Source organism: Paraburkholderia sp. (genome assembly GCF_050742655.1).
In the GTDB taxonomy this organism is placed as follows: Bacteria; Pseudomonadota; Gammaproteobacteria; order Burkholderiales; family Burkholderiaceae; genus Paraburkholderia.
Map to the genome: position 1 here is coordinate 241839 of NZ_JBOIGG010000010.1, position 14045 is coordinate 255883.

A 14045-nucleotide genomic window follows, 5' to 3' on the forward strand; every position below is an offset into this window, starting at 1 on the left:
GGCTCCCCGTTACGCGAGTTCGCCCCACAGACGCAATCGCGATACGCCGCCGTCCGGGTAAATGTTGAAGCGCACGTGCGTCACGGGTCCGAGCGACGCGAGTTCCGCCGCGAACGTATGCACATGATCCATTTGCAGCTTCTGTTCGGAGAGCAGCACCGGCCAGAACATCGCCTGCGTGACCAGAGACTCGTCGGTGCCGCCCGCGACCGACGCCGCCTGCAACGAGCAGCGATCCGGGAAATTGCCCTTGAAATGCGCGGTATCGACTTCGATCCGGCGAATCGTGCCCGGCCTCGCGAGCGCGACGATCGCCCAGTCGTTGCCCGGCTCGCGCCGCCGCCGGGTCTCCCAGCCGTCACCCATGTCGACGCCGCGGCCGGGCATCAGCATTTGCGACGCCGGTCCGAAATGCTGATTGTTCGCAGCCACGAGATACGCACCGTTCTCGACAGCCGCGAGATCCACGAGACCGCCGCGCTCGACGCTGTCCCATTCACGCTTTGGCTGCCCGTACACGCGCAGGCGCGCGAGCCCGCCATCCGGATACAGATTCACGCGCAGGTGGGTGAACGCACGCGCATCGTTCACTTCGACGTAGTGATGCTGATTGCCCTGCAGCGTCGTCGCGGGCACGAGGACGTGCCACTGCGCGTCGTCGGACGGTACATCGTCGGTGCTATGGCACGCGTCGATCGATGCGGCGGGCGGGAAGTTACCGGTGAAGTGACTGGTATCGAGATCGACGCCATGCACAATGCCCGGACGCGCGAGCCGCACCACACAGTGGTCGTGTCCTGTCGTGCGCTTGCGGCGTGTCTCCCAGCCGTCCATCCATTTGCCATGCTCGTCGTACTTGCCGGGGATGAACACCGCGGGCTGGGGATCGAGCATGCGCTCCTTCGGCGCGAAGAATTCGTCGCTGGCGAACAGCGCTTTCGCGCCGAGCCGCGGATCGGCGAGATTCATGTAGCGGCGCGTAAAGGCCGGAGCATTAGGATCGAGAGTCGGAGTCGCCATGATGTCTTTTCCGGTGAGTGAAAAAGGCAGGCCACGGGCCTGCCGAAGCTTGTACAGAACTGCGGCGGGCGAGCGTTACAGCACCGGAGCGTGCTGACCCGCGAGACGCTCGTCGCCCGGCTCGTCGCCAGCGGGTACGTAACGGAGTGCCGGGTCCTGGTTCAGCACGCGGCGCGCACGCGCCGTGTCGATGTCTCTTTCCCACACGGCGACCACGACGGTCGCGACGCAGTTGCCGATCAGGTTCGTGACCGCACGCGCGATGCCGACAAACCAGTCGACCGGCAGGATCAGGACCAGGCCGAGCACCGGGATCGCCGGAATCGCGGAGAGCGTCGCGGCGAGAATCACGATCGCCGAGCCGGGAATGCCGTGCGCGCCCTTCGACGTCACCAGCGACACCAGCACGACCACGATCAGATCGTGAACGGAGAGCGGCGTGTTCGTCGCCTGCGCGATAAAGATCACCGCGAGCGTCAGATAGATCGAAAAACCGTCGAGATTGAACGAATAGCCGGTGGGGATCACGAGGCCGACCGTCGAGTCTTTCACGCCCATCCATTCGAGCTTGCGCATGATCTGCGGCAGCACCGCATCGGACGAAGCCGTGCCGAGCACGATCGACAGTTCCTCGCGCAGATAGCGGATCAGCTTGAAGACGCTGAACCCCGCGAGACGCATCACGACGCCGAGCACCACGGCAACGAACACGATACAGCTCGCGTAGAACACGATGACCAGCATGCCGAGCTGCTTCAGCGACGCGACACCGTATGTGCCGGTCGTGAACGCGATCGCGCCGAGCACGCCGAGCGGCGCCAGCTTGATGATGAAACCCATCACGCGGAAGAACACCTGCGCCAGTTCGTCGATCAGCTGGTTGACGCGCTGCGCCTTCGGACCGAGCAGCGACAGCGCCGAACCGAACAGCACGGAGAACACGAGAATCTGCAGGATGTCGCCTTTCGCGAACGCGTCGGTTGCCGTGTCGGGGATAATCTTCAGCAGGAAGGCCGCGGTGTCCTTCAGGCTCTTGGCGTGCTCGGTATAGGTGGCGAGCGACGCGGCATCGAGCGAATGAAGGTCGATGTTCATGCCCGCGCCCGGCCGCGTCGCGTACGCGAGCACGGCGCCGATCAGGAGCGCGATCGTCGTCATGGCCTCGAAGTACACGACCGCCTTCAGACCGACCCGCCCCACTTTCTTCAGATCGCCGGCGTGCGCCATCCCGCTCACCACCACGCAGAAAACGATCGGCCCGATCACCATCTTGATGAGCTTCAGGAAACCGTCGCCGAGCGGCCGCAACGATTGCGCGAAGTGAGGGAACAGCGCGCCGATCACGATGCCCGCGACGAGCGCGATCACGACCCGGCCAAACAGCGAATTGAAAAACTTCAACACGGCCTTCTCCCGGTTCCGGATTCATCTGTTCATACTGGTCTGACCAGACCTGTTATGACGGATAGTAGGAAGCCGATATAGTCGCGTCAAGGATGAAAGTAATAGCGTTTACCCGGGCGATTCGTGGGTCGCCTGTCATCTTTGCAGAGCGACTGTATGGGCTCGGCGCAAATGCGCACTACAATGCCGGTCAGACCAGTAAAATCCATCACTATGATGAAGAACGCCCCACATACCGTGACCGACGCCGCCGTCGCGAAGATCCAGGAACGGATCGAGGCCGGCGTATATCCGGTCGACAGTCTGTTGCCCGCACAGCGCCAGCTGTCCGAGGAACTGGAGATCAGCCGCGCGTCGTTGCGCGAGGCGCTGACGACGCTCGAGGCACTCGGCCTGCTGACGATCCGTCCGGGCAAAGGCGTGTATGTGCAAAGCGCGCAGGTGTCGAGCGCGCACGCGTGGCGTTTCGCAGAGCAGTCGTCGCCGCCGGACACGTATCAGATGCGCTTCGCGCTTGAAGGCTTCATCGCACGGATGGCGGCGCTCGCGATCAGCGACGCGGACATCGAATGGCTCGAGGAGAATCTCGCCGCGCTACAGATCGCGCTGTCGAACAACGAACTCGACGAAGCGGCGCAGCTCGATTTCGACTTTCATATGCGCATCGTCGGCATTGCCGGCAATGCGTCCATCGAGTCGATTCTGCGCAGCAGCGCGGACATCATGAAGGAAAGCCAGCGGATGCCGTTCTACCGGCGCGAACTCGTGCTGTCGACGTTCCACGAGCACCGCGAGATCCTCGATGCGCTGAAGGCGCGCGATTGCGTCGCCGCGGGGCATGCGATCGAGACGCACATCAAGAATGCGGCACAGCGTGCAGGGGTATATTTTCCGACGCCGCAGTCGTAGACGCAGCGCTCGCGCATTGCTGCGCGCGATAAAACGTCCATAAAAAAACCGCTCCGAAGAGCGGTTTTTTCAACCTGCTGCAATCCGCGATTACTTCGCGTGCGCGAGTGCGACGGCGGTATCGAGCATCCGGTTCGAGAAGCCCCATTCGTTGTCGTACCAGCTCGACACCTTCACGAGACGGCCCGACACCTTCGTCAGCGTCGCGTCGAACGTCGACGACGCCGGGTTGTGGTTGAAGTCGATCGACACCAGCGGCGCGGTGTTGTAGCCGAGGATGCCCTTCAACGACCCTTCCGACGCTTCCTTCATGATCGCGTTCACTTCGTCGACCGTCGTGTCGCGCTTCGCGATGAACGACAGATCCACGATCGACACGTTGATCGTCGGGACACGGATTGCGTAGCCGTCGAGCTTGCCGTTCAGTTCCGGCAGCACGAGGCCAACCGCCGATGCCGCGCCCGTCTTCGTCGGGATCTGGCTGTGCGTGGCCGAACGCGCGCGGCGCAGGTCTTCGTGATAGACGTCGGTCAGTACCTGGTCGTTGGTGTATGCGTGAATCGTCGTCATCAGGCCGTTTTCGAGGCCGATCTTGTCGTTCAGCGGCTTGACCAGCGGCGCGAGGCAGTTGGTCGTGCACGATGCGTTCGAGATGACCGTGTCCGATGCCTTCAGCACGTGATGGTTCACGCCGTAGACGATCGTCGCGTCGACGTCCTTACCGCCCGGCGCCGAGATGATCACCTTCTTCGCGCCGCCCTTGATGTGTGCGCTCGCCTTTTCCTTGGTCGTGAAAAAGCCCGTGCATTCCATCACGACGTCGACGCCCAGTTCGCCCCACGGCAGTTCGGCCGGGTTGCGGTTTGCGAGCACGCGGATCCTGTCGCCGTTCACGACGAGGTTCTCGCCGTCCACCGACACTTCGCCGGGGAACTTGCCGTGCGCGGTGTCGTATTGCGTCAGGTGAGCATTGGTCTTCGCATCACCGAGGTCGTTGATCGCCACGAACTGGATGTCGTGCTTCTTGCCGTTTTCGTAGAAGGCACGCAGCGTGTTGCGGCCGATCCGGCCGTAGCCGTTGATTGCGACGCGAATCGTCATGGTCTATCTCCTGATGGCTGAAAAAATTCGATCCGTCCGGCGGGCGCTGCGCCGCGGCGTGCGACACGCCGCCTGCGCACGCCGCTGCCGGGTTAGCCCAGTGCGGTCTTCGCCGTCTCCACCACGTGCTCGACGGTAAAGCCGAAATGCTTGAACAGCACGCCAGCCGGGGCCGATTCGCCGAACGTGTCGATGCCGACCACGCCGCCTTCCAGACCCACGTACTTGCGCCAGAAATCCGTCACGCCTGCTTCGATCGCGACGCGGCGCACGCCCTTCGGCAACACGCGCTCGCGATATTCGGCGTCCTGCCGGTCGAACACGGTCGTGGCCGGCATCGACACGACGCGCGCCGAGATCCCTTCGCGCGCGAGCGGTTCGACCGCCTTCAGCGCGAGTTCGACTTCCGAGCCGGTCGCCATCAGGATTACCTTGCGCGCGACGATTTCGTCGTTCCAGTCGCGCAACACGTAGCCGCCCTTCGCGACGTTCGCGATCTGCGCATCGCTGCGCGCCGAGAACACAAGATTCTGCCGGCTGAAGATCAGGCACGACGGACCGTGATGCTCGACTGCCTGCGTCCAGGCGACCGCGGTTTCGACCGTATCGGCCGGGCGCCACACGTCCAGATGCGGAATCAGCCGCAGGCTCGAGACGTGTTCGATCGACTGGTGCGTCGGGCCGTCTTCGCCGAGGCCGATCGAGTCGTGCGTGAACACGAAGATCGACGGCGCTTTCATCAGCGCGGCCATGCGCAGCGCGTTGCGGCTGTAGTCGGAGAACGTCAGGAAGGTGCCGCCGAACGCCTTGTAGCCGCCGTGCAGCGTGATGCCGTTCAGCGCCGCGCTCATGCCGAACTCGCGCACGCCGTAGCTTATGTAATTGCCCCACTGGACGCCGCTCTCGCCGTCGCGCGACGCGCGTACCGCCTTCGATGCCTTCCAGTTCGTGAGGTTCGAGCCGGTCAGGTCGGCCGAACCGCCGAGCAGTTCCGGCAGTACCGCGGCGAGGCCTTCGATGGTTTGCTGTGAAGCCTTGCGGGTCGCGACGGTTTCCGCGCGCTCGTTCGCGGCGGCGATGATCGCCTGCGCCTTTCCGGCCCAGTCGGCCGGCAGATGCTTCCCGCTGCGGCGCTCGAACTCGGCCGCTTCCTGCGGGTATTTCGCCTTGTATTGCGCGAACACGTCGTTCCATGTGGATTCGAAACGTGCACCGGATTCCTTCGCGTCCCACGCCGCGTAGACCTCTTGCGGGATCACGAACGGCTCCCACTTCCAGCCGATCGCCGCACGCGTCTTCGCGATTTCTTCGGCGCCAAGCGGTGCGCCGTGCGCATCATGGCTGCCCGCCTTGGTTGGCGCGCCTTCGCCGATCACGGTCTTGCAGCAGATCAGCGTCGGCTTGTCCGACTTCTTCGCTGCGACGATCGCGGCATCGACCGCGTCGACGTCATGACCGTTCACGTGCGGGATCACGTTCCAGCCGTATGCTTCGAAGCGCTTCGGCGTGTCGTCGTGGAACCAGTTCACGACTTCGCCGTCGATCGAGATGCCGTTGTCGTCGTAGAACGCGATCAGCTTGTTCAGCTTCAGCGTGCCGGCGAGCGAACACGCCTCGTGCGAAATGCCTTCCATCAGGCAGCCGTCGCCGACGAACACGTACGTGTGGTGGTCGACGATCTTCGCGTCCGGCTTGTTGAATTCGCCGGCGAGCAGCGCTTCAGCGAGCGCCATGCCGACCGAGTTCGCGAGACCCTGGCCGAGCGGACCCGTGGTGGTTTCGACGCCCGGCGTGATGCCGTATTCGGGGTGACCCGGCGTCTTGGAATGCATTTGACGGAAATTCTTCAGCTCGCTGATCGGCAGATCGTAGCCAGTGAGATGCAGCAGCGAGTACAGCAGCATCGAACCATGACCATTCGACAGCACGAAGCGGTCGCGATCGGCCCATTGCGGGTTCGTGGGGTTGTGGCGCAGATGGCGCGACCACAGCGCCACGCCGATCTCTGCCATGCCCATCGGCATGCCAGGGTGGCCGGAATTCGCCTGTTGAACGGCGTCCATCGCCAGCGCGCGGATCGCGTTGGCCATCAGGGAGGTGGGAGCGGGAGACGAGGTCGTCATGTCGAGTCCGGAGAACGGGTCCAAAAAGCGGGGCGCGGGCGGAGGTCCGAAGCTCGACGGCCGGTCCGCTGACGCGCGCGATGCGGCGTCTGAAGACGCGAAACGGGCAGAGCAAACGGACGGGGCTGCAAAGCGTGTCATTCTAGCAGATCGTCGGCTGCGGGCCGCTAGCGGGGGCGTTCGCGGGGCGGTTCGTGAAGCCATTTATGAGGCCCTTCGCACGCGCCCGCGGATGCGCGGCCGGCCACTATAATCCGGCCATTGCCCCCCACGCACCATGTGCTCGCCGCCGTGACTCCCACGCTTCTTTTCCGGCCCGCGCCGGACTTCGTCTACGGCTTTCCAGACGCGACCCGCATCGCGAGCGTCGACTCGCGTTACCAGCACATCGAGGTCTGGGACACGGCGCAGCTCGGCCGTCTGTTCACGCTGGACGGCCGTCCGATGACGTCGGCCGGCGACGAGTTCATCTACCACGAATGCATGGTTCACCCGACCGCGCTCGCACATGCCGCACCGCTTGCGGCGCTCGTGCTGGGAGGCGGCGACGGCGGCGCGGCAAAGCAACTGCTGAAACATCCCAGGATCGCGCGGATCGTCGTCGCGGAACTCGATCCCGACGTGGTTCGCCTCACGCGCGAGCATCTACCGGACGTGCACGGCGGCGCGTGGGACGATCCACGTGTCGAACTGACGATCGGCGATGCGGCGCACTTCGTCGAGCAGTCGCGCGAACAGTTCGACCTTGTCGTATTCGACCTGACTCCACCTGATTCGCCGGCCGCTGGGCTTTACACGCCGTCGTTCTACACAGCGCTGAAACGCGTGATGGCGCCGGGCGCGGCGCTGTCGATGCATCTGGGTGCGCCGTATTTTCATGCGTCACGAATCGCCGCGCTGCTCGCCGATCTGCGCGCGTCGTTTGCAGTAGTGCGCACGATGGCCGCCTTCGTGCCGCTATACGGCTCGCTATGGCTGATGGCGACTGCAAGCGACACGCTCGATCCCGCCACGCTCACCGTGACACAGGCGAAGCAACGGCTGCACGAGCGCCGCATCGACGGCCTGCGATGGTATGACGCGACACTTCACTCCGCATTATTTGCTGAACCTTACGCGGTGCGCGATAAACTAACCGGAGTCTTACCGCCCTTGCGGTGACGTCGGCGCATGCCGCCGTTCGACCGGTCCCACGACCGTCGAACCGTGGCATGCAGCCCGCGAACCGCTTCGACGCCCCTGGTTCCGGAGAAATTGATGACCGCCTCTCGCCCAACCGGTGTGCCCTGGTTGACCCCTTACATGACGGTGCGCGACGCGCGCTCGTCGACTGCGTTCTTCGAGGCGGCGTTCGGCTTCGCCGTGCGCGACAGCGTGCAGGACGACGGCGCGGTGATGCACGTCGAGATGACGTATCAGGATCAGTTGATCGTGATGTTCGCGCCCGAGGGCGCGTTCGGCTCGACCGCGAGAACGCCGAAGAGCGCCGACACCGTCGCGCCGCAGTCGTTCTATCTTTACGTGGACGACGTCGACGCGGTCTATGCGCGCGCGTTGGCCGCGGGCGCGAAGTCGCTGAGCGAGCCGCAGGACCAGTTCTGGGGCGACCGTTTCGCGCAGATCGAAGACCTCGACGGCTACCGCTGGGCGCTCGCGCGCCGGATTGCATGAGCGCTGCTTCAATACCCCGTTTTTTTGTCGGCCAGCCTCTCCACCCGGACGATGTGCTGCCCCTCCCCGACGACGTGATGCGTCACGTGCAGGTACTGCGCCTGCAGCCTGGCGACTCGCTCGCGCTGTTCAACGGCGAAGGCGGCGAGTTTCGCGCGGAACTCGTGGAAGTGGAGCGCCGGTCGGTGACTGTGAGGATCGGTGAATTCAGCGCATCGGAAACGGAGCCGCCTTACCGGCTGACGCTCGCGCAGGGCGTGGCCGGCGGTGACAAGATGGACTGGCTGATCGAAAAAGCCGTCGAACTCGGGGCGTCGGGTTTTATCCCCCTGATGACGGCCCGCTGCGTCGTGCGTCTCTCCGGCGAGCGCGCGCAGCGACGGCAGGCGCACTGGCAAGGCATCGTGCGCGCATCGTGTGAGCAGTGCGGACGCAATCGCGTGCCCGAGGTCGACGCGATCCGCGATTTCTCGACATGGCTCGATGCGCTGCCGTCGAAGCCCGTCAGCGATGAACTGCGGCTGCTGCTGTCGCCGCGCGCCACACTCGATTTCGCCGCACTACCGGCCGAGCCGCCGCGAGGGGGGATCACGCTGCTGATCGGCCCGGAAGGCGGCCTCTCCACCGATGAGGAGGCCGCGGCGATCGAGCGGGGATTCACCGCCGTCGCGCTTGGACCTCGCGTGCTGCGCACCGAGACCGCGGGCATCGCGGTACTGGCGGCGCTTGCCGCGCGCTGGGGTGGCTGGTGAAATCCACGCAACCCGGAATCTAGTCACGCCCAAAAACAGCAAGGCCCGCTAAAAAGCGGGCCTTGCTGTTTTCCTGCTGAAAAGCTTCTTAGACGCTCAGGCAAACGAATAGAAAACGCGGAACGCGACCTTGCGTTCGGCCCAGAATTCAGCCGCTTCGCGGAACACGTCGAGCAGCGTTTCGCGCCCTTCCTTGTCGAATTTCTGTGCGACCGGCAGTGCCTCGAGCACGATCACGAAACCTGGCTGCGCGCCGGCCTTATGGACGAGGTCGGTCAGGCAGTCAAAAAGTGCATCGTAGTTCTTACCGAAATGCTTCGGAAACAAAAACGATGTCGCGATCGTTTCGAGCACTTCCTGTTTCGATTGCGCACACGCGCATTGGGCATACAGGAAATGCTGGCCGAGTTGCTGTGCTTCGTCGGCCAGATCCTGTACGCGAAACGCACGGATCGACTGTACGATGTTCGGTCGTACGGTCTTGAAAAGAGTCATGGCTCCCTCATTCGATGAAAGCACTGTGCTGGCTTCGCTCTGGTTGTCCCGGTCGTGACCGGCGGCGCGCATCTGCATGACGCGCTGGAACAGGTTGCCGTCGCCGGCCGCGAAAAGATCCCTCGCGACTCCGGTGTCGTGCGCGTAGACGTTGTCGCTCATGCCGTTCATCCCAATATCATTCAACAATACGTTTAAAGCTGGTGTAGTGGTCGTCGGAGTAATAACAATTATCGGTTTGTTGCAGCGGTCCGCCGCAGACGATACGCCGTGCGCCGCGGTTACGCGCGCGAGGTGTAGGAACGGTGTATTCGTGGTAGTAGCCGCGCCGATGCGACGCCAGCAATCGCTCGCGATTGCCGAATACGATGCCGTCCTTCTCATACGGGTAAGGCCCGCCAGCCGCAATCAAGTTCAATGTATTGACTGCTTCGCGAGGCAATTGTGCCGCCGCGACGGTGCCCTGCGCCTGAATATTCCCTGCAGCTGCATAGTCTCGCGCGAAAGCGTTCGGGACCAGCCCTCCGCAGAGACTGCCGACCGTCAATGCGGCGGCGAGCACGCCATTGCGGAGCCACTTGCGTGCCATGAATCAGGATTCCCGTTGTTGGATCACGAGTTTGACGACCATGTAGGGTAGCCCCTCTTCCTTGTGGAAGAGGGGCCCCCTAAGAACTGTACGTGCGAGTTTCCCCGCATACAGCTCAAGCCTACTTACAAAACCCTATCTACGACAGGACCGGCTTAGTTACAACAAGTTTAGCAGCGTGCACTTGCTGGTGGCAGTGCGGGTGCAACAAAACTCTGTTAGACACTGCGTCCGAGCCACCATGCATTCGGTACTCCAAATGGTGGTCATGCCAGCCCGTTTCGTCTGTCAGAGCACATCCACAGTGCGCGCAGAGCCCGCCCTGGGACATATATAGCTTTGCCCATTGCTTCCGGTAGCGTGTGGAAACCCACATGCGCTCCTGTCGCAATTGCTCGCCATACTCTTCCCACAAAGGATCAAAGGGGTTGAAATCTCCCTTGATCTTCTTGTGACGCTGGATGGGAGTACCACTCATCCGGTACATTTCCAGCAGCCACTTACTACCATCGTCCGTCACTACGGGAGCGCCAAACACCCAATTCCGTTTGTCGACAGTGTGAAAATACTTCGCTTTCACCCAGTCGGCATTCTTGTTTGGATGCCTCCGCCTCGACCACCGCCACAGCCTCTGGAAAACCAGATGCTCCATGCGGGTGTACGCCTGCTTGGCTACTACGGGGCTGTGATATTGCGCCCAGCCTCGTAGCATCGGGTTCAGCAGGAGAATAAGTCCTTCCTGCGTTGCCGCCTTATTGCCGCTGATCGTATCCGCCACCTTGCGATAGAACGTCTGCACGTTCTTCTTGCCCGGCTTGATGAGTAGCTTTCCCGAGTACTTCCGGAAATTCCACCCAAGGAAGTCGAAGCCTTGGTCGATGTGGGTAATTCGCGTTTTCTCCTCAGACAGTTGCAGTCCCCGAACCGCAAGGAATGCCGCCACCCAAGGTCGGATTTCGTTTTCCAGCATCTCTTTCGAGTCACCGGTGATCACGAAGTCATCCGCGTACCGCACCACATTCACTTTCAGCTTCTTCGCTTTCACGATCCCGAATTTCGCACCGAGGTGCGCAACCAGTTCACGCTCTAGCCCGTTCAGCGTCACATTTGCCAACGTCGGGGAGATGATCCCTCCCTGTGGCGTACCGGCCTCAGTCACCTGTAGCTGCCCCTTATAAATCAGGCCAGCCTTCAACCACTTCCGGAGGATTTCCCTGTCCATCAGGACATGGTTTTCCAGCCAGTCATGATTGATGTGGTCAAAGCATCCTTTGATATCCGCTTCCAGTACCCATTGCGATGAACTGCGACGGCACATGACAACGAAAATCTGAGACATGGCGTCAGCCGTCGAGCGGTTTAGCCTGAACCCATACGAGTTCGGGTCGCTCGTCGACTCCGACACCGGCTCCAAAGCCAGCAGATACAAGGCTTGCATCGCCCTGTCCCGCATGGTCGGAATGCCCAGAGGGCGTTCCTTTCCATTGGCCTTGGGGATAAAGACTCTCCGTAAAGGCAGGGGTCTGTATCCGCGCCGCTTCAACCGGCCGACAGCAAGCCATCGGCTTTCAGGCGAATCCCATAGTTCGCGATCGACTCCCGCCGTTCGCGCACCCTGGTTTTGTGTAACACGTCGTACCGCATACAGCTTCGCGGACAACGTGCGGGTCAACATCCGTTGCAAGGCTTTCACCCTGCGCCATTTGCCTTCCCGCGTCGCCTTCGCAATTCGAATCTGCATCCCTCTCACGTTCCGTTCGACTCGTCGCCAATCTACGGCGTACCAGTTGTCCGGCGCGTGGGAAAGCGCAGATCCAGTCTTTCGACCAGATACTTTCATGCTGCTCTCCTACTCGAAGAAGTGAATCCCGAGCGGAGAGCAAACCACCCCTTGCGGGAGCGATCTGCTCCCGCAAGGGGGTTAAATACATACGCTGACGGCTAAGAAACCGCCAGCAATCACCAATTCCAGCTAAAGGGCTAGTCAGCCGTCTCGCGACGGTAGACCAGACGGAAGTCTGCCCGCTTTCGCGTAGGGTGATGTTCCAACCCCTATCCGGACCATTACAGCCCGGCCTTCGCTTTTTCCGTCCTCCCATACCTGCACAATCAACAGCGTTCCTTGCGGTCCGCCTGCCAGCCCTATTGCGCTGGCAACCATACAGGCTTACCACGTTCCCGGCATATCACACGACTGACTTAGGTTCTGCCTATTCCCCGGCGGTCTGATGACGACGTAACCCGAACTTTCAACGGGTTAGCCGACCGCCCACCTTTTGGTTGATGCCTGTCAGCAGCTTTGGCACGCATCCTTATCACGAGGTTTATCAGCAGTTCACTTACATTAACCATATCAGCCAGCCTAGCTCCTTGACCCCACGCTGCTAGGGATCGCCACATGAATGCCTCACAGCATTTATGTGCCCGAAACATCCGGGGGCTTCATTGTCAGAGGAGCTTCACACCCCACCGTTGCCAGTGGCGCATGTCCTCCTAGGCTACTGCTAGTCGCATAACAGGTTCACTCTCCCACCTTGGACAACAGGTGTGATCGAACAATGACACGCCGAGCTTATCGCTCGTATCGTTTTGCGAATCCGTTGCCGATGACGGCGCAGGAGTTGCATACATCATCTCGCCCTGTCGGCGGAGATGAAGCCGCTGACCGGGCGGGACCTGACGGTAATCAGGCCCATACAATGTGGTTTCAGGCTGAACCAGCTTGAAGACCACTTCACAAGAAAAATGGGGTGGAGCCCGAGGGCCACACTCTCAGCTACAAGAAAGTACCCCCGAAGGGGTATGTAGTGCTATCTACTGCAGTCGATGCTCGTAACGTGAGCTAACGGACACGAGCGTGCGTGTCGCACGAAAGCCGTAAGGGTATCGCTAATGGCCTTTGGAATCAATGTTCGTGCGCCGCGGGAAAGGTCTGGAAAGCGTCGAAAAGCGCTGTCATCCGGCGATTTTGACAAGTCTTTACAGAATTTTATCTTGGTGAGGATAAAATTCCCTTGTCGACGCGCAGAAACCTGTTTTTTGGCGCTCTGCCGTGCTGGATGCGGTTCTGGTCGGTTTCATCGCATCGGGCTCTTTCTGGACGACATTCCCCAGTTCGTCCAAGGCGTGCCCATCATAGGCACGTCTTTTTTTATTCCAGACCGGCCGCGCGTGCGGCCGGGGCAAGTCTGGCCTAGCGCGCGGCGCTCACATCCGCGACGAGCAGCGCCGTCATGTTGACGATCCGGCGCACCGTTGCCGACGCCGTCAGCACGTGCACCGGCTTCGCTGCGCCGAGCAGCATCGGGCCGATCGCGATGTTGTTGCCGGCCGCGGTCTTCAGCAGGTTGTACGAAATGTTCGCGGCGTCGATGTTCGGCAGCACGAGCAGGTTCGCGTCGCCTTCCAGCGTCGATTCCGGCAGCACTTCGCGGCGCAGGTTCGCGTCGAGCGCGACGTCGCCATGCATTTCGCCGTCCACTTGCAGGTCCGGTGCGCGCTCACGCAGCAGCTCGAGCGTGTCACGCATCTTTTGCGCGGACGGCGCGTGACTCGTGCCGAAGTTCGAATGCGACACCAGCGCAATCTTCGGTTCGATGCCGAAGCGGCGCACTTCTTCGGCGGCCATGATGGTGATTTCGGCGAGCTGTTCGGGCGTCGGATCGACGTTCACGTGCGTGTCGACGATGAAGATCTGCCGGCCCGGCAGCACCAGCGCGTTCATCGCGGCGTAGACGCTGCAGCCGTCGCGCTTGCCGATCACCTGATCGACGAAGTGCAGATGCCGATGCGTCGTGCTGATCGTGCCGCAGATCATCCCGTCGGCTTCACCCTTCTTCACCATCATCGAGCCAATCAGCGTCGTACGGCGGCGCATTTCGAGCTTTGCCATCTGCTCGCTGATGCCCTTGCGCGCCATCATCTTGTGATACGTCTGCCAGAAATCGCGATAGCGCTCGTCGTGATCGGTGTTGACGACCG

At 61.9% G+C, this 14045-nt stretch carries 12 protein-coding genes; 4 read left to right on the top strand and 8 right to left on the bottom strand.

Features of this window, described 5'->3' with window-relative positions:
• Window positions 1-9 precede the first annotated feature (9 nt).
• Together alc and ACREXZ_RS16590 are read right to left on the bottom strand one after the other, a co-directional pair.
• The gene (gene alc / locus ACREXZ_RS16585) at window positions 10-1020 is read right to left on the bottom strand and encodes an allantoicase (RefSeq protein WP_431765183.1); all 1011 of its coding nucleotides are present in this window, start codon (window positions 1018-1020) and stop codon (window positions 10-12) included.
• Window positions 1021-1095: 75 nt separating this feature from the next.
• Window positions 1096-2424: a C4-dicarboxylate transporter DctA gene (locus tag ACREXZ_RS16590; protein ID WP_431765184.1), complete on the bottom strand. Its 1329-nt coding sequence runs from the start codon at window positions 2422-2424 to the stop codon at window positions 1096-1098.
• A 216-nt stretch (window positions 2425-2640) separates the two neighbouring features.
• Here ACREXZ_RS16590 and ACREXZ_RS16595 point away from each other — a divergent pair, with 216 nt between their 5' ends.
• Complete coding sequence (locus ACREXZ_RS16595; protein ID WP_431765185.1) at window positions 2641-3333, top strand: FadR/GntR family transcriptional regulator; 693 nt, start codon at window positions 2641-2643, stop codon at window positions 3331-3333.
• Between the two features lie 90 nt (window positions 3334-3423).
• Here ACREXZ_RS16595 and gap read toward each other — a convergent pair whose 3' ends face one another.
• Together gap and tkt are read right to left on the bottom strand one after the other, a co-directional pair.
• Window positions 3424-4434, bottom strand: coding sequence for a type I glyceraldehyde-3-phosphate dehydrogenase (gap, locus tag ACREXZ_RS16600; RefSeq protein WP_431765186.1), 1011 nt, complete (start codon window positions 4432-4434; stop codon window positions 3424-3426).
• A 92-nt stretch (window positions 4435-4526) separates the two neighbouring features.
• On the bottom strand, window positions 4527-6557 hold the full coding sequence (gene tkt, locus ACREXZ_RS16605) for a transketolase (protein WP_431765187.1): 2031 nt from the start codon (window positions 6555-6557) through the stop codon (window positions 4527-4529).
• A gap of 291 nt (window positions 6558-6848) precedes the next feature.
• Here tkt and speE point away from each other — a divergent pair, with 291 nt between their 5' ends.
• The 3 genes from speE (at window position 6849) to ACREXZ_RS16620 (ending at window position 8980) form a co-directional block, all read left to right on the top strand.
• Window positions 6849-7718: a polyamine aminopropyltransferase gene (gene speE, locus ACREXZ_RS16610; RefSeq protein ID WP_431765188.1), complete on the top strand. Its 870-nt coding sequence runs from the start codon at window positions 6849-6851 to the stop codon at window positions 7716-7718.
• Window positions 7719-7814: 96 nt separating this feature from the next.
• The gene (locus tag ACREXZ_RS16615) at window positions 7815-8228 is read left to right on the top strand and encodes a VOC family protein (protein ID WP_431765189.1); all 414 of its coding nucleotides are present in this window, start codon (window positions 7815-7817) and stop codon (window positions 8226-8228) included.
• Window positions 8225-8980 (top strand): 16S rRNA (uracil(1498)-N(3))-methyltransferase, encoded by a 756-nt coding sequence (locus ACREXZ_RS16620; protein WP_431765190.1) that lies wholly within the window; start codon window positions 8225-8227, stop codon window positions 8978-8980. The genes ACREXZ_RS16615 and ACREXZ_RS16620 overlap by 4 nt, the downstream gene beginning before the upstream one ends.
• 96 nt (window positions 8981-9076) lie before the next feature.
• On the opposite strand, the gene ACREXZ_RS16625 is transcribed toward ACREXZ_RS16620, so the two are convergent.
• The 4 genes from ACREXZ_RS16625 to ACREXZ_RS16640 form a co-directional block, all read right to left on the bottom strand.
• Entirely contained in the window at window positions 9077-9646 is a 570-nt protein-coding gene (locus ACREXZ_RS16625; RefSeq protein WP_431765191.1) for a barstar family protein, read from the bottom strand.
• A 7-nt stretch (window positions 9647-9653) separates the two neighbouring features.
• Window positions 9654-10064: a ribonuclease gene (locus ACREXZ_RS16630; RefSeq protein ID WP_431765192.1), complete on the bottom strand. Its 411-nt coding sequence runs from the start codon at window positions 10062-10064 to the stop codon at window positions 9654-9656.
• A gap of 139 nt (window positions 10065-10203) precedes the next feature.
• A complete protein-coding gene (gene ltrA, locus ACREXZ_RS16635; RefSeq protein ID WP_431765193.1) occupies window positions 10204-11904 on the bottom strand; it encodes a group II intron reverse transcriptase/maturase in 1701 nt (566 codons plus the stop codon).
• A 1353-nt stretch (window positions 11905-13257) separates the two neighbouring features.
• On the bottom strand, window positions 13258-14045 hold a 788-nt coding region (locus ACREXZ_RS16640; protein ID WP_431765194.1), incomplete at its 5' end, for a phosphate acyltransferase.

Bases quoted from the DNA above. Each gene is read 5' to 3' on its own strand.
- ltrA (WP_431765193.1), bottom strand. From the start codon at position 11,904: ATGAAAGTATCTGGTCGAAAGACTGGATCTGCGCTTTCCCACGCGCCG.
- ACREXZ_RS16630 (WP_431765192.1), bottom strand. From the start codon at position 10,064: ATGGCACGCAAGTGGCTCCGCAATGGCGTGCTCGCCGCCGCATTGACG.
- alc (WP_431765183.1), bottom strand. From the start codon at position 1,020: ATGGCGACTCCGACTCTCGATCCTAATGCTCCGGCCTTTACGCGCCGC.
- ACREXZ_RS16615 (WP_431765189.1), top strand. From the start codon at position 7,815: ATGACCGCCTCTCGCCCAACCGGTGTGCCCTGGTTGACCCCTTACATG.
- ACREXZ_RS16625 (WP_431765191.1), bottom strand. From the start codon at position 9,646: ATGAACGGCATGAGCGACAACGTCTACGCGCACGACACCGGAGTCGCG.
- ACREXZ_RS16620 (WP_431765190.1), top strand. From the start codon at position 8,225: ATGAGCGCTGCTTCAATACCCCGTTTTTTTGTCGGCCAGCCTCTCCAC.
- ACREXZ_RS16595 (WP_431765185.1), top strand. From the start codon at position 2,641: ATGAAGAACGCCCCACATACCGTGACCGACGCCGCCGTCGCGAAGATC.
- gap (WP_431765186.1), bottom strand. From the start codon at position 4,434: ATGACGATTCGCGTCGCAATCAACGGCTACGGCCGGATCGGCCGCAAC.
- tkt (WP_431765187.1), bottom strand. From the start codon at position 6,557: ATGACGACCTCGTCTCCCGCTCCCACCTCCCTGATGGCCAACGCGATC.